This window comes from Verticiella alkaliphila (genome assembly GCF_018904615.1).
Taxonomy (GTDB): domain Bacteria; phylum Pseudomonadota; class Gammaproteobacteria; order Burkholderiales; family Burkholderiaceae_B; genus Verticiella; species Verticiella alkaliphila.
Genome location: NZ_JADCNH010000007.1, coordinates 60,668 through 81,762, shown reverse-complemented (window position 1 = coordinate 81,762; position 21,095 = coordinate 60,668). Strand labels below are relative to the sequence as shown.

Here is a 21,095-nt window from a genome sequence, read left to right as displayed (position 1 = left end):
CGTGGGACAGCACCGGCTCAATTTTTGGATCAACATGTAATTTTTGTGTTAAAAAGCTCTTGGCCCCGCAAACAGATTTTTTTGTCGTGTTTCGCGGCAAGTGAACGAAATGTTTCCGGGTATGCTCCATGTCGGCTAACTGGTTATCGTACAGCTGATGTATGCTCATCAAGCCAATGAGTGTTTGTGGGGCCACTTGATTATCAGGCCGTACTTTATATGTCACAGTTAATCGCCTTGCGCAATGCTGACACAAGGCGCGAAATGGCTGCTCTATTGGGATATGAGTCCTCTAAACTGACATATGCTCTCCATGGGCTGAAAGAGGAATCTCGATACACTCAGTTCGCCATACCCAAGAAGAATGGAGGGCATCGCACCATTAGCGCCCCTGATGATGCGACTAAAGCTTTGCAAAGAAAGCTTGCAGCACTGCTTGCAAATTGCGTTCGGGAAATTCGAAGCGTGGAGTCGCCGCGATTGCCAGGGCAAAGGCGTGGGGTTCTGTCCCACGGCTTTGAGCCGGGACTAAGTATTATTACAAACGCTCGCGTGCACAGAAAAAGAAGGTGGGTGTTCAACATCGATCTGGCTGATTTTTTTGACTCCATTCATTTTGGAAGGGTACGTGGCTATTTTGAAAATAATCGAAACTTCCAGCTCAAGCCAATTGCTGCACTGGTTATCGCTCAGATCGCTTGCTTCAAAAGCAAGTTGCCACAGGGTAGCCCGTCATCACCAGTAATCGCGAACCTCGTAGCCAGCATACTTGACATTCATTTATCACGTTTAGCAACGCAAGTCGGGTGCTCCTACACCCGGTATGCCGACGACTTGACCTTTTCCACCAACCAGGAAGAGTTTCCGAGCGCTATTGCGCATCAAGTTGACCGGGATTCAAACAGATGGGAAGCAAGTAAAGAACTAGTTGACGTTATATCGCGAAGCGGATTCAAACTGAATTCTAGGAAGACGAGAATGCAGTATCGTCATTCGCGGCAGGAAGTGACCGGACTTGTTGTGAATCGCGTTGTGAATGTTCCCTCTGAGTATCGGAGAGAAGTAAGGGCGAGGGTGCATCGTCTCATAACCAAGGGCGAGTTCTACATTTCGGGCATAGGCGAGGCCGGACAAAGCACACAGGTGGCAGGAACACCAGCCCAGCTCAGGGGAATGCTCGCATTTATCGACCGCGTAGATCTATTCAACTTGAATTTGGCACGTGAATCCAAAGGTGAACCCCCGATCACGCCGGCGTCTGACTTGGTGGATCTTACGAGAAACGAAGAGACCTATAGAAAATTTCTGTATTTCACTGAGTTCTATGCCACACCTTTGCCGCTGGTGATTTGCGAGGGCTCCACCGACTACGTTTACTTGGTTCATGCCATACGCGCGTTGGTCGATGATTTTCCTGAGCTCGCCTATCGCACCGGTGATGAAGAGATAAAGTTCAAAATCCGTTTCTATCGTTATCCGCGCAACAGTACCCGTCGCCTAACCAGGATCCGGGGTGGGACGGCGGATCTGAAAAAATTTGTCGCCACTTACGGTGCCGAAGTTCAGAGGTTCAAAGCGGGCGGTCAGCAGCATCCCGTTATCGTGGATAATGATGCCGCTGGGAGAGAGGTGTATGGCCCCGCCAAGAAGCTCGGGGTGGTATTTAATAAGAGCAGGCCACTCACTCGGGTCAGTGCGAATCTTTACTTGACTGCCACTCCACTGTTGGGCGCGGACGAATCGTGCATTGAGAGCCTTTTCAAGACAGAAGATACCGCTCGACTTGTGGACGGCAAATCGTTCGACCCAGACGACAAAGCGGACCGGAGTCTTACGTACTCAAAGGCTGTGTTCGCTCATCAGATAGTCGCGAAACACGCGGCACACATTAACTTTGATCGATTTCGGCCGCTGCTTGCGTCCCTAAGCGATGCGGTGACGATGCATCGGGAGAGCAGGACTGAAGAGGTCGCTCCGGCCGCTATTACCTAGGGTCGCTGGATGGCAGTCTAGACTCCGGAACGAATGCAATAGGTTCTATGGCGTCAAAAAAGGCTTCCAATACACACCAGCCGAGTCTTTGTCCCCCTCTCTCGCTGCATTGCCGGTTTCGGGTGTCTCTGTCCCGGCTTTTGCGCAGGCAGACATGCACCCTGCTAACGCGGCTGTACCTCGACAGTCTACGACTCCTCTCCTCACCCACTGCACGATACATGCGGCCCGCGCGACGAGACGTCGCTTCAGGGTTAGAAGGTGGCAGCTGTATCGCTGTGCGCATTGGACGTGCTGAGCTTTTCGGCGTTGGCGAACCCTTTACCTCCGGCCGTCTTGAGCATCAGACCTGACGGCTCGCCAACACCTCAGCCTTCGGCACCACATCGTGTGCTGACTCGACCATAGGAGCGTGGCGCACGAGTAGTCCCATTCGCCGAGGCTAGAAGGCGGCGGGGCCGCACGTCGGCGCGCCTAGTGCCGATAAGTAGATGGCGCCCTTTGGGCGTGGTCTGGGAGACCACCAAGGGTGGGGGCTGACTGCTGCATCCTATCGTACCGCGCCATTCTCGGGTTCAAGTGCTGCGCGCCCCTTGGCGCTTGCGGCCTAGCGGCCGGCTTCGCCACTTGAGCCCTGCGCTGTGGCGCGGTGCTCACGTTGCAGGCAATCCAGCCTGCATCAGGAGCTACCCATGTCGCAGTTTTCTCTCGATTTCGCGAGCGCAATCATCTCCGAGAGCACTCCCTCGCCAGTACGCCGTCCGTTGATGGTCGCTGAGTCCAACGGCCAGTTCCGGGCCGCCTCTGATCACGACGTGCTGTGCGTCGCGCGCGACATCATCGAGACCCTGACGCCGCGCACGAAGATGATGAGCCCGGCCGAGGCCAAGACCTTCGTCCAGGTCAAGCTGGCTGGCCTTGAGCGGGAAGTCTTCGCCATGCTCCTCCTGGACAGCCAGCATGGCCTCATTGCCTATGCTGAGCCGTTTGCCGGCACGATCAATCAGGCCACAGTGCATCCGAGAGAGATGGTCAAGCTGGCGCTGCTGCACAACGCCGCGGCAGTGATTCTGGCGCACAACCATCCGAGCCGTTCATCGGAAGCGAGCAAGGCAGACATCGCGACCACGCGTCAGCTCGTAACTGCCTTGGATCTCGTTGGTGTGCGCGTGCTCGACCATCTGATCGTGGCTGGTCACGCTGTTACGTCCATGGCGCAGCTGGGCTTGATGTAGGCCATACGGGCGGCTGCGGCCGCCGCGTGCCGGGGTTCCCGGCACGCATCACGCCGGCAGCGCCGGCGTGCTCGCTCTGCCTTCGCTCCACTCCGCTCAACGAAGGCAGGTGATCTTGAGCCGCACCCATGAAAGCCGTAGCACTGTTGGGCGGTCCTGCTGCCCGGTCATTGTGTCACGGCGTTCTCGCGTTCAAGTGCTGCGTGCCGCCGCGAGCGGCACTTGTGGCCTTCGCCAGCTACGCCACTTGAGCGCTGCGCTGCGCCGTGATCTCGGGTTCCGGGCATTCCCGCCCTGGCAACCGGAGATACACATGGCAAGCAAAGCACAGCAGCGTCGTCACATCCAAAATTCGAGCAACCATCAGCAGGAGATCGTGAAGATCATCCAGCGCGTGGCGCGGCGCTTCGGTGTCGATCGCGTCTGGCGCGATTGGATCGAGATCTGCGCGATCGCCCTGGCCAAGCTCGACTTGTCGCGCGCTGAAGCGCGAGAGACGCGATATCTCGAAGTTGTGGGTAGGTATGAGCGCGACGAGCTCGATCTGCTTGTGCAGGCATTCGCGCACCTGCAGCTCGAGTTCCAGACCTTGGTGGAACACGGTGATTTTGCCGACGTGCTCGGCGCAACCTACATGATGCTGGACCTGGGCAACGCGGAAACGGGGCAGTTCTTCACCCCGTACTGCGTTTCGCGGCTGATGGCCGGCATGATCATGGGCAGCCGCGAGGATCTGGCGGCCACGGTCGCGCAGCGGGGCTTCGTACGGGTGCACGAGCCGGCTGTCGGCGCCGGTGGCATGGTAGTGGCCGCGGCGCAGGCCATCCGCGATGTCGGCGTTGATTACTGGGATTGCATGCACGTGTCGGCGATCGACGTCGACTTGCGTTGCGTGCACATGGCTTACATCCAGTTCACGCTGCTGGGTATCCCGGCTGTGGTGGTCCACGGCAATGCGCTGACATTGGCCGAATGGGATCACTGGTACACGGTGGCGCACATTGCCAACGGCTGGAGCGAACGCCTGCGGTTGCGCCGCATGGCTGACCAGATGCTTGATGTGATCTCGAGCACTGACATCCAGACACGCAAGGAGGCTGGTCCTGCACCTGCCGTAGCTGCGGTGCCTGCTCAGCCGGAAGCCGTCCTGGTCGAGCCAGCGAGGGCAGGGCAGATGATGCTCTTCTAAGCCGTTAGGCGCCCCATCCGGGCGCCTAACGGCGTATGTCGCCTCACGCGCGCACGATGGGTAGCTCTGCCCAATTGGTCGTGTACGCAGGGGTCTTGCGCTCCTGGCGCATTTGCCAGTGTTTGGTCGCACCCGCAGGTCCTGCACTCGCAATGCCGATCGCCCCGCGACCATAGCGCTGGTTGATAGCGTCCAGGGCGGTCATCAGCTGCGTCTGATCCTCGTGCGGCTCGTCCAGGCCGAGCTCGCCCTGGACGAGGTCGTCGGGCTGCAGGTCCAGCAGCATCACGCCCGCTTTTGCTAGCGCATAGCCGGGCGCATATATCTTTCGCACGCCGGCGATCGCTGCGGCCACCAGGTGCCGCGTGTCACGCGTTGGCCGTACCGGCACGACGCAACTGCGCGAGAAGCGGGGACCTTCTCGGAAAGGGCTGGTCCGTGCAAAGACCAGGACCTGGCTGGCCACACTGGCTTGGCCGCGCAGCTTCACAGCTGCCGTCGTGGCAAACGCCGTCACGGCTTCGATGAGCGGCTCGATCGACGTGATGGGCCGCCCGAAGCTACGCGTGCTCGCGATTTCTTTGCGCGGCGCAGGGCTTTCATCGAGCTCGATGCACGGTACGCCTTGCAGCTCGCGCTGAGTCCGTTCGAGCACAACACCCCAGCGCGATCTGAGCGTGCCCGTGTCGTACCGCACCAGGTCGTGCACTGTCTGGACGCCGGCTAGCTGGAGCTGGGCTCCGATGCGGCTTCCTACGCCCCAGACTTCGCCGACTGCCGTGGCCTGCATGAGCTCGTCGACATCACTTTTGGGCATCGCTCCCAAGTTGCAGACTTGGGACAGGTGAGCAGGGTAGCTGCCTGGCTTGCGTTCAGCTCGCTTCGCAACGTGGTTCGAGAGTTTGGCCAGAGTCTTCGTCGGTGCGATCCCGATGCAGCAGGGCACGCCGATCCATTGCAAGATGCGCCCTCGGATCTTGCGTGCGCGCTCGACCAAATCGCCTCGCATGCCGTCAAGACCGATGAAACACTCGTCGATCGAGTAGATCTCCTGCGTAGGGCCCAAGCCTGCGGCAAGCGACATCATGCGGTCGCTGATGTCTCCGTACAGGGCAAAATTGGCTGAAAGCGCTACCAATCCGGCCGAGTCAGCCAGGTGACTCACCCTGAACCAGGGCGCGCCCATTTTGATGCCGAGCGCACGGGCTTCATTCGAACGGGAAATCACGCAACCATCGTTGTTGGACAGGACAACAACCGGTTTGCCCGCGAGCGACGGGCGAAATGCGACCTCGGCTGCGACGTAGAAATTATTGCCGTCCAGAAGCGCGTACATGGTGGCCTTGGGTCAAGCTGGGAACTGCTTAATGCACGACGTGACAACGCCCCACACTTCGAGCGTCTGGCCGTCACGCGGGACGATATCGGGATACGTGGGATTGCCGGCCTGGAGCTTGATACGACCCTGCCGTTGGAATAACCGCTTGCAGGTGAACTCGCCATCTACGATGGCAACCACGATGTGCGCATGCCGCGGACGGATCGCTCTGTCGACGACCACTACGTCACCGTCATCGATGCCTAGCTCACGCATCGAGTCGCCCCGCACGCGCATCAAAAATGTGGCCTGCGGATGCACGACCAGTTGTTTGATTAAGTCAATGCGCTCTTGTGCGAAATCAGCCGCCGGCGACGGAAATCCGGCGCGCACGTCGCCGACCAGACGCAGGAATACGCTGCGCTCAGGCACGGTGACGGCGATAGGCTGATAGCTGTACATTCATCCAGTGTACCGCAGGATTTCTGAACATCAAGAATGGGCGTGTCCCTATGGGACCGGGCTCTCGCGCTGCGCGTCGAGCCTCGCTGTCGCGAGTCTCGCCCCCGGCTCTGCCGGGGCTTCCATCCCTCACGCCTTCGCGCCCGGCGCCGAGCGCCAGTCGCTGCGCGCTGCGCTTGCGGGCCGCGTTGCGGCCGGCTGGGCGCCTGCGGCGCCGTATCGAGCGGCTCCCGCTCGCGCGGGCCGCTCAGTATGTCTGCATGCCGAAGCTGCCGCGTCGGTGGCGTCCGTCCGTGATGCCGTCCATCGGGGGTATGGGTCGGAACGTGAACGGGCGCGCAGAGCGTGCAAGGGGGCATTCATAACGGCCGGCAGGCCGACCGTTACAAAGCTTCCCCCTTGCACGCTCCGCATCTCCGCCCGTTCCCTGGGGTCCTACCCCCCGATTGGACTCACGGACGAACGCCCCCTCAACCGAAAGCGGAGACTTCACATGCATACCCACAACTCACGTTCCCCCCTTCATGGATCTACGTCCGAATGCCTGAAACAGACCACCGTGCGTGGACTCGACACACGCTGCCGCTACGCGATCGCGCACATGGCTGGCGATTGGAATGGCGTCGATGCAGCCCTGAATGCAGCCGGCGATAAAGGGATGCGTGACTTTCAACTTGGCCGGTCTCGCATGCCGCCACTCTTCGCTGATGTGACCGAGCTGGCCCGCGAATGGAAGAGAGGGTATGCGATCGAGTCCGAGAACTTTGCTGCCGTTCTCGCGCGAGGCGATTCCACAGAAGCGCTTGATTGACAGTGCACGGCTCGTGCCTCGCGTGCGGGGCATCGGCAGGCGCTGTGCCTGGATCAATTCTCGAGTTTCGGCGCCCATGAATCGCAGGGATCCAAGAGAGCGATAAATGCAAAGTTACGTTTCATTTGCTGCGGTGCTGGAAACCGTTCGGGCCGTCCCTGGGGCCTCTCCAGTTGCCATCACGACCTGGCTGCGTCATTCCATGGCGGCTTACTGCCGGCGCCTTCTGTCCGCCACACCTGACGAGCTGGCGCAGGCCGAGGAGGGGCTGCAGGGGCGAGCCGCAGAATTGGTGCGCTGGCTGTGCGCGACAAAGGGCAATCCGCTCGACCTCGTTGCAGAGGTTGAGCAGTTGGGAGTCCGCCGCCCGGCAATGGGCCGACTGATGGCCCGCGCCATTGCGGTCTACGCATCGCACATTGCAAGCATGCCTGCCGCGCGGGTCCGGGCCGTGTCCAGCCGAGTCGATGCCAGCACCTGGCGTGCGATAGCGGTTGGAATCGACTCATCAATCGGTCTTGTCGCCGCATTTGAGAGCCGTGGCGAAGGAGCCACATGGCGCCGAAGCGGAAACAGGAATGGAACTGGTTGACATGTATGAAGCCGCTGCTGAATCCGAACCGATCCTGTGCTGCGAGCATCTTGCCTTGCAGCAGAACGTGCACTTGGACGTCCAAGTCTGCCTTTATCAAATGTGCGCGACTTGGAGTGCAGCAGGCAGGCGTTCAACGGTTCGACATTAGTCACCTCGACACCTGCCGTATCGCCGATTCGACGGCACTCTGCAGCGCCTCCGGGCTGAGTCGATCCAGGCGCTGTCCATCGATGTAGAAAGTCGGCGTGCCGCGGATGCCGAACTGCTCGACGTCGGCCGCATCGGCCTGGATGACCCGGCTGATGCCTTCGTCTTGCAGGATGGCGCGCGCCTGCCCCTCATTAAGACCCGCCCGCGCGGCCGCTGCCCATGCGGCCGCGACGGCCGGGTCATCGTGCCAATCCGGCTGCGCCGCGAGAATTGCGTCCAGCACCGGCGCGAAGAGATTCTGACGACGCGCGGCCTCCAGCAGACGCACCGTCTCCTCCGATCCCTTGTGGAACAACACATAGCGCATCACCACGCGCACGTCCTGCGGGTAGCGCTCCAGGAGCGCCTTGACGTGGGGGTGGAACGCGCGACACCCCTCGCAGGACGGATCGAAGAACTCCACGATGGTGACCGGCGCATCCATGCGCCCCAGCACCGGTGAATGGAAGCGCACCAGTGCCTGCGCGGCGCCGCGGGCATCCGCAGCGGCCGGTGCGACCGGGGACGTGAGCGACGCATTTCTGGAGGAGAGAACGGCAGCAACGGCCAGCGCGGCCACGGCAACGGCGCCGACGACCAGAACCAGGGAACGACGATTCATGAGCGGGTGTACCTGCGAACGAAGGTCAGGGAGAGCACGACGATAAGAAAGGCAGCGGCAGACAGCCCCGGCAGCGGCACGATGCCGAACATCAGCATGTTGGCCCCTGAGCATGAAGCCTCGGCGGAGCAGGGCACGATGGCAGGCTCGATCCACCGCCAGTACAGGAGGCTGTGATAGACCGCGAATCCGCCACCGACGACAGCGAGCGGCAGGGCATAGCGCCACACGGCAAAGTCCGACCGGTAGCTCGCCACGCCGAGTATCCAGACGAGCGGAAACATGAAGATCCGTTGATACCAGCAGAGCGAGCATGGGGTCTGCCCCAGGATCTCACCGACGAGGACCGCGCCAGTGGTAGCCATCAGCGCCACGGCCCATCCGCCAGCCAACCACCACCATGCGGCACGCTCGCTCATGGCTCCACCTTGTGCGATGCCTGCGGGCCTCGGTAACGCAGCAGGCGCAGCGCGTTGGCGGTCACGAGCACCGTGGCCCCTGTATCGGCCAGAATCGCCATCCATAGCGTCGTGATGCCAAACACGGTGGTCAGCAGGAACACGGCTTTCAGCCCGAGTGCCAGCGCGATGTTCTGCCAGATGTTGGCCAGCGTCACCCGGGAGAGGTCGATGATGTCGGCGACGCCTGACACCCGGTTCCTGAGCAGCGCGGCATCGGCAGTCTCGAGCGCCACGTCCGTGCCGCCGCCCATGGCCACGCCGACCGACGCGGTGGCCAGCGCGGGGGCATCGTTGATGCCGTCGCCCACCATGGCGACCTCGCCCTTGTGCTTGAGTGCCTCGATGGCGGCAAGCTTGGCCTCGGGCAGCAGTTCGGCCTGCACGGCCACGCCGAGGGCCTGACCAATCGCGTCGCCTGTGCGCTGATTGTCTCCCGTCAGCATGACCGCCCCCACGCCCATGGCGTGCAGACGCCGCACAGCCTCGGCGGCATCCGGTCTGGGCTCGTCGCGCAAGGCGATGAGCCCGGCCACGACTTTGCCAGCCAGGACGACGACTACCGTCTTGCCGGCGGCCTCCAGCGTGCGGATGGTGAGTTGCAAGTCCTCGGACACGGTAGCGGCCTCGGCGGCATGCCGTGGCGATCCCACCGTGACGAAACCGGACTTCAGCCGGGCGGTGACGGCCTTGCCCGGCAGGGTCAACGCCGCCCCATAGCTGTCGGGCAGCGTCAACGCGCGCCGCTGGGCTTCCTCGACAATGGCAGCGCCCAGCGGGTGGCTGGTCTTGCGCTCGACGGCCGCGGCCTGAGCCAGCACCACGCTCTCGTCGTCCAGCAGCGCGACGACGTCGGTCACGCGCGGCCGGCCTTCCGTGAGCGTGCCCGTCTTGTCGAATGCCACCGTCTTGACCTTGCCCAGCGTCTCGAGCGCCGCGCCGCCCTTGATCAGCAGGCCTCGGCGGGCGCCAGAAGCGAGACCGGACGCAATCGCCGCCGGCGTGGAGATGACCAGGGCGCACGGGCAGGCGATCAGCAGGGTGGCCAGACCCCGGTAGATCCAGGTCATCCAGTCCGCCCCCGCCAGCAAGGGCGGCACGACCGCGATGAGCAGGGCCAGCACCATGGCCAAGGGCGTGTACACGCGGCTGAACCGGTCGATGAACCGTGCGAGCGGCGCCTTGGTCTCCTGCGCCTCCTCCACCATGTGGATGATGCGCGCGATCGTGTTGTCCGACGCCGGGCGGGAGATCGACATGCGCAGCTCGCCGTTGCCGTTGATGCTGCCCGCGTAGAGGGTGGCGCCCCCGCCCTTGGGCACCGGCACCGACTCGCCCGTGATCGGCGCCTCGTTGACGTCGGACTCGCCTTCCAGAACGACGCCGTCCGAAGGAATCCGGTCCCCGGGCCGCACGATGGCCACGTCCCCGATCGCCAATTGCTCGACCGGCACGGTCTGCAGATGGCCGTCCTGCTCACGCAGGGCCTGTCGGGGCGTCACGTCCATCAAGGCCTTGATCGCCGAGCGTGCGCGCCCGGCGGCCACCGTTTCCAAGAGCTCGCCCACGGCGAACAGGAAGATCACGACGGCAGCCTCTTCGGCTGCGCCGATCACGAGCGCGCCGAGGGCAGCCACCGACATCAGCGTCTCGATGCTGAACGGCGTGCCCGTGCGCGCACTGGCCCAGGCACGCCGCATCACGGGGAACACGCTGACCAGCGCTGCCGCCGAGTACAGCCAGCGCTCGGCCTGCGGCCAGATCCACGCGGCGAGGAAGGCCACCGCGAAGACCAGACCCGTCATCAGCACCAGTTGCGCCTTCTTGCCCAGCCAGATAGAGCGCCGTTCCGCGCTCGCCGCTGCCGAAGCCCCACCGGCATCGGCCGGGCCTACCGGGGTGAAACCCAGCGCCCGGATCTGGGACTCGATCGCCTGACGCGTGCTGCGATCCTCGTCGAGCGACACGGCCAGGCTCTCCTGCGCGTAGCTGACCTGGATATCGCTCACCCCAGGGATTCGCTTCAGCGCGTTCTCGATCTTGACGGCGCAGCTGCCGCAATCCATGCCTTCGATGCGAAGTTTGAGGGTTTTGATGGAGGACATGTGAATCTCGGTAAATCACTGAGACCGCTACCGTAAAGCCTGGAGTGGCTACAGGGTCAAGCATTGCCTGAAACTGAGCGCTCGGAGGTGACCGGCGACGCTGACAACACCGCCACGGAGAACCCAATCGTGACCAGCCGTTCCTCGCATCGCGCCCGCCCACGTCCACCATGCATACGCGCGATGGCATCAACAATGGCCAGGCCAAGCCCATGATGATTGCTGTCGTATGCCCGCGCCTCGTCCGCGCGATACAGGCGGTGGAATAAGCGTGGCAGGTGATGAGGCTCGATAGGCGTTCCGAGGTTCGCCACATCCAGGTAAACCAGGTCATCGCGCTCGTCGACTCTCAGGGTGACGGTGCTGCCGAAATCTGCGTACCGAATCGCGTTGCTCAACAGATTGGACAGCGCGCGTTGGAGCAGGCCCCGATCGACCTGGGCGTACCCACGGCCTTGGACGCACAGGCTTACGCCCATGTCCTCTGCCTCTGCCTCGTGGTACTCGGCCACCTCACGGGCGAGGTCGGCCAGATTACCGACCCAACTCGTGCGGGCGATCGCACCGCGATCCGCTTGCGACAGGAACAGCATGTCTCGGATGATTGATGACAGACGGTGGAGTTCTTCCAGATTCGAGCCCATCACCTCTCGCATGGCCGCATCGTCCGTTGGCGAAGACAAGGCCAGCTCAGTCTGCCCTACGAGAGTCGCAAGGGGCGTACGCAGTTCGTGCGCCACGTCGGCATTGAACCCTTCCATCTGCACGTAGGCCGCCTCCAGACGCCGCAGGACCTGGTTGAACTGCCGCACGAGAGGCAGGAGTTCCTGCGCGAGCCCTTGCTCAGTCAGCCGCTCACCGATGCGGTCAGGTGCTAATGCGCTGGCCTGGGCGGCCAATTCCTGAACGGGCCGCAACGCCGCGCGCGCGAGTGCTGATCCCACGAGCGCCGCCACGATAGCGCCGCCCACCGTGCAGAGCAGCAGCGTCCAGGCCAATACCCTCTGAAGGCGAACGTCAGCCGAAATGTCCAGCGCAATGGAGGCCGGAATGGAAGCTCCCGCATGCCGCGGATCCCGAAGCAGGAAATCCACATCACGGCTGGCCTCGAATGTAGATCTGTCGCCCGTGCCGCCATAACTCAGACGTTGCCCATCGAGGTCCACGGCGAGCGAGAATTCGGAACGTCCGATGAAGAAATCCTGCAGCTTGTGGTTGAGAGAGTCCTCATCTTGCTGCAACGCACTTTCGTCGAACAGATGCTGGACGACCTCCATCTTCTGCTGTAGCAGCGCCTGGTGACGGTTGTCCAGATTGAAGCTTGTGGCCACATAGACGACCGAGCAGACCAGACCAATGGCCAGAAAGGTCAGCAGGGCCAGCCAGCGTGCGAGCCAGCCCTGGAGGGAGCCCTCGCCCCGAGGCCACATCACGCACCCTCGGCGTCAAGGACGTATCCCATGCCGCGCACAGTGCGCAGAAGCTTCTGGTCAAACGGATCATCGACCTTTGCGCGCAGTCGCCGCACGGCGACTTCGACGACGTTCGTGTTGCTGTCGAAATTCATGTCCCAGACCTGCTCGGCGAGTTCCGAGCGTGACAACACCTGCCCCTGCTTGCGCATGAGCAGTGCCAGGAGGGAGAACTCCTTGGCGGTGAGGTCAAGGCGGATGCCGGTGCGAGAGGCTCGGCGGCGCAGCAGGTCCAGTTCCAGATCGCCCACGCGCAACACGTTCTGGCCGCTGATCTCGGCCGTGTTCTGGCCCGATCGCCGGCCCAGTGCCAGAATGCGGGCCAGCAGTTCGGACAGCGCGAACGGTTTGGGCAGATAGTCGTCCGCGCCATCGCGCAACCCCTGGACGCGATCCTCCACCTTGTCGCGTGCGGTAAGCATGAGCACAGGCACCTTGCTCGTCCTGCGCAGTTCGCGCAGGACAGTAAACCCGTCCATGACCGGCAGCATGACGTCCAGGAGGATGAGATCGTATTGCCCCTCCCGGGCCAGGTGCAGTCCGTTCATGCCGTCCGCGGCAACGTCGACCACGTAGTTCTGTTCGACGAGCGCGCGGCGCAGGTACTCTGCAAGCTTCTTCTCGTCTTCGATGACCAGGAGTTTCATTCAGGCAATGTCTCGACGGCGCACCGCCAGCTCATGGGCGCGAGCCCATCGCCAGGAGACGGCCGCCCGCAAGGAATCCAGAAAATGGCACACCAGCACAGCAATGACGTGCCCTGCCACGCTCGCACGTCATCCCGGCGTGTAGACAGCCGAGATGCGCTCGCGTTCCGCTGGCGTCTGCGCCAGTCGCTCTGCGACCACGTCTTCGCGTGAGCGCTCGGATGTGCGCATCATCCAGCCCGGCGTGCCGAGATTGTAGTACTGAAGCCCCCAGTCTGGCCGCGCCTTGGCCTGGGCGAGCTCACCGAGCACCTGATCACGGCTCTTGCCGGCAGTGGCGTGCGATGGCTGTGTCTGCACTCCGACTTCGGTCTGGGTCTCGTGCCAGAAGGTGTCCGCCAAGGCCTGGCCGGACAGGACGGTGAGCGACACCAACGCGGCCATCGACAAAAGGGATTTCATGGTAACTCCGTGAGGAAATGGGATCGTTGAATACTTGCGGTGCGTTCGCAAGCCGGTCACTACCGGCACCCCGGTATGTGACAGACAGATTACGCAGCGCTGCGCGTCAATTTCCCCACGCCAGGATTACGAAATCGTCATGACCGTGGATGACAGAAATGTCATGTGGCAGTACGCGTTCTGACGGCCCGCCGCCGATAGAGTGCAGCCACGTCAACCGACCGGCAGCGACAATGGGCATCTCGCCAGGACTTGCGCTACCGGGCATGTCTCTCGGCTATCCATGCGTCCTTCCCTCATCATCGCGGCACTCGCGGTCGCGCTTTCCCTGAACCCGGCGCGAGCTCAGCCAGCTACGCCCAATGTGGAGCCCGTAAACGCGGCGGCACCAGCGTCACCGCTGACGCTGACCGATGCGTTTGCACGCGCCGAGGCAGCCAGTCCCCTGCTGGCAGTGTCACAGCGCGAGACTGCGGTGGCTATAGGACAGGTGATGCAAGCAGAACGCCTGCCCAATCCCGAACTCGACGTCAGCGTCGAGGATCACCGCTCGCCCACCCGTACAAGCACGGTGTCGATCAGTATGCCGATCGAGCTCGGCGGCAAGCGCGCTGCCCGTGTGCGCTCGGCCTCGCTTGAACGCGATTTGGCAGAACAATCGTTGCTTGACACCCGGGCACAGCTGCGCGCAGCTGTGATCGCACGCTTCTTCGACGTGGCGATTGCTCAGGAGCGTTTACGCCTGGCCCAGTCGATGCAGACCATCGCCGAGCGTGGCGCGGGAATGTCGCGCGCCAGGGTCGAGGCCGGCCGAGCCGCTCCACTAGAGAACAGCCGGGCCGGCGTGGAACTGGCCAATGCGCGCATCGAGACCCAGCAGGCCAGTGCCGATCTGCTGGCGGCACAGCGCTCGCTTGCCGCCCTCTGGGGCGATTCGGCGGGTGTGCCGAGCCGTGTCGAGGCAGACCTGTCTGAACTGCCTTCGTTACCTGGGCTGGAAGTCCTGCAGACGAGGCTCGAATCCTCGGCCCGCCTGCGATCGGGCTTGCTTCAAGTCGAGTTGCGCCAATCCCAACTGGATGAAGCGTCTCGCGCACGCGTACCGGACATGCGGGTGAGCGTGGGTGTCGCCAAGGACCGCGAGGCTGGCCGGAACATCCCGCAAGTTGGCGTGAGCATCCCGCTACCGTTCTTTGATCGCAATCAGGGCAACCTCTACAGCGCCACCCAGCGGGTGTACCAGGCCACCGATGCCTTGCGGGACCTGCAGACGCAACTGCGTGTCGAGCTCAGCCTAGCCTTCAGCAACGCCGAGTCTGCCGATTTGGCCGCGCGCGAGTACCGCAACGTGGTACTGCCCGGCGCGCAGGCCGCTTACGACGGCGCCCGCAAGGGATTCGAGGCAGGCCGACTCACACTGCTCGACGTCCTGGACGCCCAGCGCACGCTCTCCCAGGCCAATGCCAGCTACCTCTCACAGGTCGCCACGGCACACCGGGCCCGGGCCGATCTCGAACGCCTGACCGGCCGTTGAAACCGACCTCACGATGACTCCAGAGATGCCTTTCATGCGACGACACGCTCTCGCTCTCGCCCTTTCGGCCCTGCTCACGAGCGCGGGCTACACCGGTGCCGTCCAGGCCGGTCCGGGGCACGCGGAAACCGCGCCCACGGCCTCAGCGGCCCCCGCGTCCGAAGACCACGAAGAAGCTAGCAACGAGATCCACCTGAGCGCGGCCCAGCGCGCAGCGGCCAAGATCGAAATATCTACGGCCCAGCCAGGCAGGATGGCGCAGACTTCTCGTTTTCCCGGGGAGATCGCCTTCAACGCCGACCGCACGGCGCACGTGGTGCCGCGCCTGGCGGGAGTCGTGCAACAGGTCACGGCGGATCTCGGCCAGAGCGTCAAGAAGGGCCAGGTGCTTGCCACCCTCTCCAGTGTGGAGCTCTCCGAGCTGCGTGCCACGTGGGCCTCGGCGGTGAAGCAGCGTGACTTGGAAGCAGCCAACTATCGGCGGGAAGAAAGCCTGTGGCGCGAACAGGTGTCGGCGCGCCAGGATCTGGAGCAGGCGCGCGCCACGCTCGCCCAGGCGCAGATCACAGCCCAGAACGCCGAGCAAAAACTGCGTGCCGTAGGCGCCTCCCCGCAGGCCCGTGATTTCAGCGTCCTGGAAGTCCGGGCGCCCTTTGACGGGGTCGTCGTCGAGAAGCACATCGCCTTGGGCGAGGCGCTCACGGAGGCCTCAAACATCTTCACGATCTCTGATCTAAGCACGGTGTGGGCGGAGTTCGTCATCGCGCCAGGTGACCTCGCCAAGGTCCGGGTGGGCGAGAACGCGCGCGTCAGCGCCGTCTCCTTCGACGACAGCGTCGCCGGCAAGGTGTCCTACATCGGCTCGCTGCTGGGCCAGCAAACGCGGACCGCCACGGCCCGGATCACGCTGCAGAATCCGGACCTCGCGTGGCGCCCAGGCCTATTCGTCAACGTTGACGTGGTTACGGACGAGACCCAGGCGCCCATCGTCGTGCGCTCGAGCGCGATCCAGACGCTGGGCGAAGAATCCGTCGTCTTCGTCGAGACTGAGGATGGTTTCCGGGTCCAGCCGGTCAAGCTGGGACGCACCGCCGAGGACATTACCGAGATCCTGGAAGGACTCGATAGCGGTACCCGCTACGCCGCCACTAACGCCTTCACGCTCAAGTCCGAACTGGGCAAGGCGAGCGCGGACCACGCCCACTAGCCCGATCGTCTTCCCGCAGGCCTCCTATGTTTGAACGACTCATCCGTTTCGCGATCGAGCAGCGCTGGCTTATCTTGTTTGCCACCCTGTGCATGGCCGCGCTTGGCGCGTATAACTACACGCGCCTGGCCATCGATGCCGTGCCCGACATCACCAACGTACAGGTGCAGATCAACGCCAGCGCGCCTGGCTACTCGCCGCTCGAGACCGAGCAGCGCATCACCTACCCAATCGAGACGGTCATGGCCGGCCTACCCGGCCTGCAGCAGACCCGCTCGCTATCCCGGTACGGCCTGTCCCAGGTGACCGTGATCTTTCGCGACGGGACCGACATCTATTTCGCGCGTCAGCTGGTGAACCAGCGGCTGCAGGAGGCAACCGAGAGCCTGCCGGAAGGGATCACGCCTACGCTGGGCCCGATCTCCACGGGGCTGGGCGAAATCTACCTGTGGACGGTGGAGGCCGAGCCCGACGCGCGCAAGGCGAACGGCGAACCCTATACCGAGACCGACCTGCGTGAGATCCAGGACTGGGTCATCAAGCCACAATTGCGCAACGTGCCTGGCGTCACCGAAGTCAACACGATCGGTGGGTTCGCGAGGGAATACCAGGTGGCGCCGGACACCGCCAAGCTCGCTGCCTACGGCATGACCCTCACGGACATCGTGGCAGCGCTCGAGACGAACAACGCCAACGTCGGGGCAGGCTATATCGAGCGCAATGGCGAGCAGTACCTGGTGCGGGCGCCCGGGCAGGTCAGCGGTCCGCAGGACATCAGCAACATCGTGCTGGCCACGGTTGGCGGGCAGCCCATCCGCATCCGCGACGTTGCGGACGTCACCCCCGGACGCGAATTGCGCACGGGTGCGGCCACCGACAACGGCAAGGAGGTGGTGCTCGGCACAGTCTTCATGCTAATGGGCGAGAACAGCCGGGCGGTGTCACAGGCAGTGTCGGCACGAATGGCCGAGATCAATCGGAGCCTGCCGGCGGGTGTGCAAGCCATCACTGTCTACGACCGCACCAACCTGATCGACAAAGCCATTGCCACTGTCCGCAAGAACTTGCTCGAAGGCGCGGCCCTGGTCATCGTCATCCTGTTCCTCTTTCTCGGCAATATCCGCGCAGCACTCATCACCGCCTTCGTGATACCGCTGTCCATGCTCTTCACGTTCACCGGCATGGTCACATACAAGGTGAGCGCGAACCTGATGAGTTTGGGCGCTCTGGACTTCGGGATCATCGTCGATGGCGCGGTGGTGATCGTGGAGAACTGCGTGCGGCGCCTGAGCCACGCGCAGGAGCACAAGGGGCGTGCCCTCACCCGCAGCGAGCGCTTCCACGAAGTCTTTGCCGCAGCACGAGAGGCCCGACGTCCACTGATCTACGGCCAGCTGATCATCATGGTCGTGTATCTGCCGATCTTCGCCCTGAGCGGGGTAGAGGGCCGGATGTTCCACCCCATGGCGCTCACTGTCGTGCTCGCTCTGCTCGGCGCCATGATCCTGTCAGTGACGTTCGTGCCCGCAGCCGTCGCCCTCTTCATGGGCAAAAAAGTAGCGGAAAAGGAAAACAGGCTGATGGCCTGGGCCAAGGGCCGCTATGCCCCGTTGCTGGACCTGGCGATGCGTCGAACGCCGATCGTGCTGACCGCAGCCGTAGTGTTTGTGTTGGCCTGCGGCGCGCTTGCCACCCGCATGGGCAGCGAGTTCATTCCCAACCTGAACGAGGGCGACATGGCCGTTCAGGCACTGCGTATTCCCGGCACCAGCCTCACGCAGTCCGTCGCCATGCAGAAGCAACTTGAGAGCCACCTGATCCAGGCGTTTCCGGAGATCGAGCGCGTCTTCGCGCGCACCGGCACGGCCGAGATTGCCTCAGACCCCATGCCGCCGAACATCTCGGACGGCTATATCATGCTCAAGCCACGTGCCGAGTGGCCCGATCCGCGACGCGATCACGCCGATCTGCGCGCGGCCATCCAGCGCGAAGCTGAGGGCATTCCCGGAAGCAACTACGAGTTCTCGCAGCCTATTCAACTGCGTTTCAACGAACTCATCTCCGGGGTGCGCAGCGACGTGGCCGTCAAGATCTTCGGGGACGACAACACCGTGCTCGAGCAGACGGCCAATGAAGTCGCCGAGGTCATGTCGGCCATCCCCGGCGCCTCGGAAGTCAAGGTCGAACAGACCAGCGGCCTGCCCGTACTCACCATCAACGTCGATCGTAACCAGGCCGCGCGCTACGGTTTGAGCGTGGCGCAGGTCCAGGACACCATCCAGACGGCGATCGGCGGGCGCGAGGCCGGCACGGTCTTCCAGGGCGACCGCCGGTTCGCCATCGTCGTGCGCCTGCCGGAGACCGTGCGCACGGACCTCACCGCGTTGCGCCAGTTGCCGCTGGCCCTGCCGCGCCAGGAAGGAGCCGCACGCACCACCTACATCCCGCTGGGCGAGATCGCAAGCTTCGATCTCGCCCCCGGCCCCAACCAGATCTCGCGCGAGGACGGCAAGCGCCGCATCGTGGTGAGCGGCAACGTCGCGGGACGCGACCTGGGTTCGTTCGTGGACGAGGCGCAGGCCGCGATGCAGGACAAGATCCAGCTGCCGGCCGGCTACTGGATGGCATGGGGTGGCACGTTCGAGCAATTGCAGTCGGCCGCGAACCGGCTGCAGATCGTCGTGCCTGCCGCGCTTGCGCTGGTCTTCGCCTTGCTCTTCTCGATGTTCGGCAACGTGCGCGACGGTCTGATCGTGTTCACGGGCATTCCCTTCGCGCTCACGGGCGGCATCATCTCCCTGTGGCTGCGCGGCATTCCGCTGTCCATCACGGCCGCAGTGGGCTTCATCGCCCTGTGCGGCGTGGCGGTGCTCAACGGCCTGGTGATGCTGTCCTTCATCCGCGATCTGCGTCAGGACGGCAAGTCGCTGGACGACGCGGTGCGGATCGGCGCTCTCACGCGGCTGCGGCCAGTGCTCATGACAGCGCTGGTCGCCTCGCTGGGCTTCGTTCCCATGGCCATCGCCACTGGCACCGGCGCGGAAGTGCAGCGCCCCCTCGCCACCGTGGTCATCGGCGGCATCATCTCGTCGACCATCCTGACCCTGCTCGTGCTACCGGCCCTATACCGCCTGGTGCATCGACGGGCGGCGGCCAATGAGCAGGTAGAAACGACGGCTGGATCAGGTAGTGCTGCGTGATGGGATATCCGACGCACACGCCGGCACGGGCCGACGCGCCCCTGCCTGCCCGGTGGTGGCTGGCTTTGCTGGCCGCGCTGCTGCTGGCCCGCATCGCCGCGATGATCTGGGTGCCCCTGATCGACACCTCCGAGCCCCGGTACGCAGAAATTGCCCGGCTGATGGCGCAGCGCGGCGACTGGATCACGCCCTGGTTCGAGCCTGGCGTGCCGTTCTGGGGCAAGCCGCCCCTCTCGTTCTGGCTGCAGGCGCTGTCGATCCAGGCGTTCGGAGAAACCGCCTTCAGCCTTCGGCTGCCCGCGCTCGCGGCGCATCTGGGCATGCTGGTGCTGCTCCATGCCGTGGCCCGCACGCGCCACGGCCAGCGCGTTGCCCAGATCGCTACGCTCGTATTCGGTAGCATGCTGCTGCCGTTCATCGCCTCGGGCGCCGTCCTCACGGATGCGTTTCTGTCGCTGGGCGTGACGTGGAGCCTGGCGGCCTGGCTGATGGTCGGATCGCACCGCGCATGGTATTGGCGTTACGGGCTTTTCCTGGGCATGGCCATCGGTGCCCTCGCCAAGGGCCCGGTCGCGCTCGTGCTTATTGCCGGGCCCCTGCTGGCCGCACTGGCGCTGGACCGTCGCGCACGTGCTCAGTGGCGATCGCTGCCGTGGTTGCCCGGACTGCTGCTGTTCGCCGTGCTGGTGCTGCCCTGGTATGTGCTGGCCGAGCGCAAGACGCCCGGCTTCGCCCACTACTTCCTGCTCGGCGAGCACGTGCTGCGCTTCATCCAGCCCGGCTGGGAGGGCGACCGGTATGGCTCAGCGCATGAACGCGCCTACGGCAGCATCTGGGCCGATATGCTGCTGGCAGCACTGCCCTGGAGCCTGGTCCTGCTGACCAACCTGCGCCAGGCCTTCGTCGCCCGTCGCGAGACCTGGCGCTGGTTGCGCACGCCGGGCACAGCATGTCTGCTGGCCTGGGCCCTGGTCTGCCCGGCACTGTTCACTGTGTCTGGCAACATTCTCTGGACCTATGTGCTGCCTTCGCTGCCAGCATTCGCGCTGCTGACGGCGAGCGTGATCGCCACGTGGAAAACGCCACGCGCCGGCGCGCTCTTCGTGACATTGTGTCTTGTCGTGCCCACGCTCACCCTAGGGTTGACCGCCTTTGCCACGGCTCGACCCGAGCGGCTCAAGACCGAGCAGACCCTGATCCAGACCGCACGCAATGCACTCGCCAGCGATGGCCCCATTGTCTACGTCGATCACCTGCCTTTCTCCGCGCGCTATTACAGCCAGGGCCAGGCGCAACGGGCCAGCCGGCACGAGATCCTCGCGCTGCTGGACGATGCGCGCGTGGCCGTGGCCATCGTGGTGGACACCGGCGAAGTGCAAGCGCTGCAACAGGAGACCGGCCAACGCGCCATGGTGCTCGGACACAACCGTCAGCACACCCTGCTCCTGTACCACCCGCCGTGAGCGCACCACCGGGTATCCGAGAGACGGCTGGCGCGCATCGATGCTCCCTGACGACGGTGAGCAGGCCGTTTCCTTACGTATTGGTAATCCCGCAGTGCGATTCCTGTCTGGCGCCGCCTCTTAATCTGGCGCTC

17 protein-coding genes are annotated in these 21,095 nt (G+C 63.6%); 9 read left to right on the top strand and 8 right to left on the bottom strand.

Going from position 1 to position 21,095, the window contains the following annotated elements:
• Positions 1-186: 186 nt before the first annotated feature.
• The 3 genes from IMZ29_RS07285 (at position 187) to IMZ29_RS07275 (ending at position 4,416) form a co-directional block, all read left to right on the top strand.
• Positions 187-1,992 (top strand): retron Ec67 family RNA-directed DNA polymerase/endonuclease, encoded by a 1,806-nt coding sequence (locus IMZ29_RS07285; RefSeq protein ID WP_216182245.1) that lies wholly within the window; start codon positions 187-189, stop codon positions 1,990-1,992.
• Between the two features lie 767 nt (positions 1,993-2,759).
• Positions 2,760-3,227 (top strand): JAB domain-containing protein, encoded by a 468-nt coding sequence (locus IMZ29_RS07280; protein WP_371820158.1) that lies wholly within the window; start codon positions 2,760-2,762, stop codon positions 3,225-3,227.
• Between the two features lie 247 nt (positions 3,228-3,474).
• Positions 3,475-4,416: an N-6 DNA methylase gene (locus tag IMZ29_RS07275; RefSeq protein WP_216182239.1), complete on the top strand. Its 942-nt coding sequence runs from the start codon at positions 3,475-3,477 to the stop codon at positions 4,414-4,416.
• Positions 4,417-4,459: 43 nt separating this feature from the next.
• Here the strand turns inward: IMZ29_RS07275 and IMZ29_RS07270 are convergent, their stop codons facing one another.
• Both IMZ29_RS07270 and IMZ29_RS07265 read right to left on the bottom strand, forming a co-directional pair.
• Positions 4,460-5,752, bottom strand: coding sequence for a Y-family DNA polymerase (locus tag IMZ29_RS07270; RefSeq protein WP_216182236.1), 1,293 nt, complete (start codon positions 5,750-5,752; stop codon positions 4,460-4,462).
• Between the two features lie 12 nt (positions 5,753-5,764).
• Positions 5,765-6,196 (bottom strand): LexA family protein, encoded by a 432-nt coding sequence (locus tag IMZ29_RS07265; RefSeq protein ID WP_216182234.1) that lies wholly within the window; start codon positions 6,194-6,196, stop codon positions 5,765-5,767.
• A gap of 493 nt (positions 6,197-6,689) precedes the next feature.
• On the opposite strand from IMZ29_RS07265, the gene IMZ29_RS07260 reads away from it, so the two are divergent.
• Both IMZ29_RS07260 and IMZ29_RS07255 read left to right on the top strand, forming a co-directional pair.
• Entirely contained in the window at positions 6,690-7,007 is a 318-nt protein-coding gene (locus tag IMZ29_RS07260; RefSeq protein WP_216182231.1) for a hypothetical protein, read from the top strand.
• Positions 7,008-7,113: 106 nt separating this feature from the next.
• Positions 7,114-7,599: a hypothetical protein gene (locus IMZ29_RS07255; RefSeq protein ID WP_216182228.1), complete on the top strand. Its 486-nt coding sequence runs from the start codon at positions 7,114-7,116 to the stop codon at positions 7,597-7,599.
• 151 nt (positions 7,600-7,750) lie between these two features.
• Here IMZ29_RS07255 and IMZ29_RS07250 read toward each other — a convergent pair whose 3' ends face one another.
• From IMZ29_RS07250 to IMZ29_RS07225, 6 genes are all read right to left on the bottom strand, one after another.
• On the bottom strand, positions 7,751-8,413 hold the full coding sequence (locus tag IMZ29_RS07250) for a DsbA family protein (RefSeq protein WP_216182225.1): 663 nt from the start codon (positions 8,411-8,413) through the stop codon (positions 7,751-7,753).
• Positions 8,410-8,832, bottom strand: a complete 423-nt coding sequence (locus IMZ29_RS07245) for a disulfide bond formation protein B (protein WP_216182222.1) — start codon at positions 8,830-8,832, stop codon at positions 8,410-8,412. The genes IMZ29_RS07250 and IMZ29_RS07245 overlap by 4 nt, the downstream gene beginning before the upstream one ends.
• On the bottom strand, positions 8,829-10,976 hold the full coding sequence (locus IMZ29_RS07240; protein WP_216182219.1) for a heavy metal translocating P-type ATPase: 2,148 nt from the start codon (positions 10,974-10,976) through the stop codon (positions 8,829-8,831). Before IMZ29_RS07240 ends, IMZ29_RS07245 begins: the two co-directional genes overlap by 4 nt.
• A gap of 56 nt (positions 10,977-11,032) precedes the next feature.
• Positions 11,033-12,406: a heavy metal sensor histidine kinase gene (locus IMZ29_RS07235; protein ID WP_216182217.1), complete on the bottom strand. Its 1,374-nt coding sequence runs from the start codon at positions 12,404-12,406 to the stop codon at positions 11,033-11,035.
• A complete protein-coding gene (locus IMZ29_RS07230) occupies positions 12,406-13,095 on the bottom strand; it encodes a heavy metal response regulator transcription factor (RefSeq protein ID WP_216182215.1) in 690 nt (229 codons plus the stop codon). Before IMZ29_RS07230 ends, IMZ29_RS07235 begins: the two co-directional genes overlap by 1 nt.
• Before the next feature lie 129 nt (positions 13,096-13,224).
• Positions 13,225-13,557: a DUF4148 domain-containing protein gene (locus IMZ29_RS07225; protein WP_216182213.1), complete on the bottom strand. Its 333-nt coding sequence runs from the start codon at positions 13,555-13,557 to the stop codon at positions 13,225-13,227.
• A 283-nt stretch (positions 13,558-13,840) separates the two neighbouring features.
• Between IMZ29_RS07225 and IMZ29_RS07220 the strand changes: the two genes are divergently transcribed.
• The 4 genes from IMZ29_RS07220 to IMZ29_RS07205 are packed head-to-tail and all read left to right on the top strand — an operon-like array spanning position 13,841 to position 20,961.
• A complete protein-coding gene (locus tag IMZ29_RS07220) occupies positions 13,841-15,091 on the top strand; it encodes a TolC family protein (protein WP_216182211.1) in 1,251 nt (416 codons plus the stop codon).
• 34 nt (positions 15,092-15,125) lie between these two features.
• Complete coding sequence (locus IMZ29_RS07215) at positions 15,126-16,298, top strand: efflux RND transporter periplasmic adaptor subunit (RefSeq protein WP_253206931.1); 1,173 nt, start codon at positions 15,126-15,128, stop codon at positions 16,296-16,298.
• Positions 16,299-16,324: 26 nt separating this feature from the next.
• A complete protein-coding gene (locus IMZ29_RS07210) occupies positions 16,325-19,498 on the top strand; it encodes an efflux RND transporter permease subunit (protein WP_216182207.1) in 3,174 nt (1,057 codons plus the stop codon).
• On the top strand, positions 19,498-20,961 hold the full coding sequence (locus IMZ29_RS07205; protein ID WP_253206942.1) for an ArnT family glycosyltransferase: 1,464 nt from the start codon (positions 19,498-19,500) through the stop codon (positions 20,959-20,961). The genes IMZ29_RS07210 and IMZ29_RS07205 overlap by 1 nt, the downstream gene beginning before the upstream one ends.
• Positions 20,962-21,095 lie beyond the last annotated feature (134 nt).

Bases quoted from the DNA above. Each gene is read 5' to 3' on its own strand.
- IMZ29_RS07205 (WP_253206942.1), top strand. From the start codon at position 19,498: ATGGGATATCCGACGCACACGCCGGCACGGGCCGACGCGCCCCTGCCT.
- IMZ29_RS07250 (WP_216182225.1), bottom strand. From the start codon at position 8,413: ATGAATCGTCGTTCCCTGGTTCTGGTCGTCGGCGCCGTTGCCGTGGCC.
- IMZ29_RS07210 (WP_216182207.1), top strand. From the start codon at position 16,325: ATGTTTGAACGACTCATCCGTTTCGCGATCGAGCAGCGCTGGCTTATC.
- IMZ29_RS07230 (WP_216182215.1), bottom strand. From the start codon at position 13,095: ATGAAACTCCTGGTCATCGAAGACGAGAAGAAGCTTGCAGAGTACCTG.
- IMZ29_RS07280 (WP_371820158.1), top strand. From the start codon at position 2,760: ATGGTCGCTGAGTCCAACGGCCAGTTCCGGGCCGCCTCTGATCACGAC.
- IMZ29_RS07225 (WP_216182213.1), bottom strand. From the start codon at position 13,557: ATGAAATCCCTTTTGTCGATGGCCGCGTTGGTGTCGCTCACCGTCCTG.
- IMZ29_RS07255 (WP_216182228.1), top strand. From the start codon at position 7,114: ATGCAAAGTTACGTTTCATTTGCTGCGGTGCTGGAAACCGTTCGGGCC.
- IMZ29_RS07235 (WP_216182217.1), bottom strand. From the start codon at position 12,406: ATGTGGCCTCGGGGCGAGGGCTCCCTCCAGGGCTGGCTCGCACGCTGG.
- IMZ29_RS07270 (WP_216182236.1), bottom strand. From the start codon at position 5,752: ATGTACGCGCTTCTGGACGGCAATAATTTCTACGTCGCAGCCGAGGTC.
- IMZ29_RS07265 (WP_216182234.1), bottom strand. From the start codon at position 6,196: ATGTACAGCTATCAGCCTATCGCCGTCACCGTGCCTGAGCGCAGCGTA.
- IMZ29_RS07240 (WP_216182219.1), bottom strand. From the start codon at position 10,976: ATGTCCTCCATCAAAACCCTCAAACTTCGCATCGAAGGCATGGATTGC.
- IMZ29_RS07260 (WP_216182231.1), top strand. From the start codon at position 6,690: ATGCATACCCACAACTCACGTTCCCCCCTTCATGGATCTACGTCCGAA.
- IMZ29_RS07245 (WP_216182222.1), bottom strand. From the start codon at position 8,832: ATGAGCGAGCGTGCCGCATGGTGGTGGTTGGCTGGCGGATGGGCCGTG.
- IMZ29_RS07215 (WP_253206931.1), top strand. From the start codon at position 15,126: ATGCGACGACACGCTCTCGCTCTCGCCCTTTCGGCCCTGCTCACGAGC.
- IMZ29_RS07220 (WP_216182211.1), top strand. From the start codon at position 13,841: ATGCGTCCTTCCCTCATCATCGCGGCACTCGCGGTCGCGCTTTCCCTG.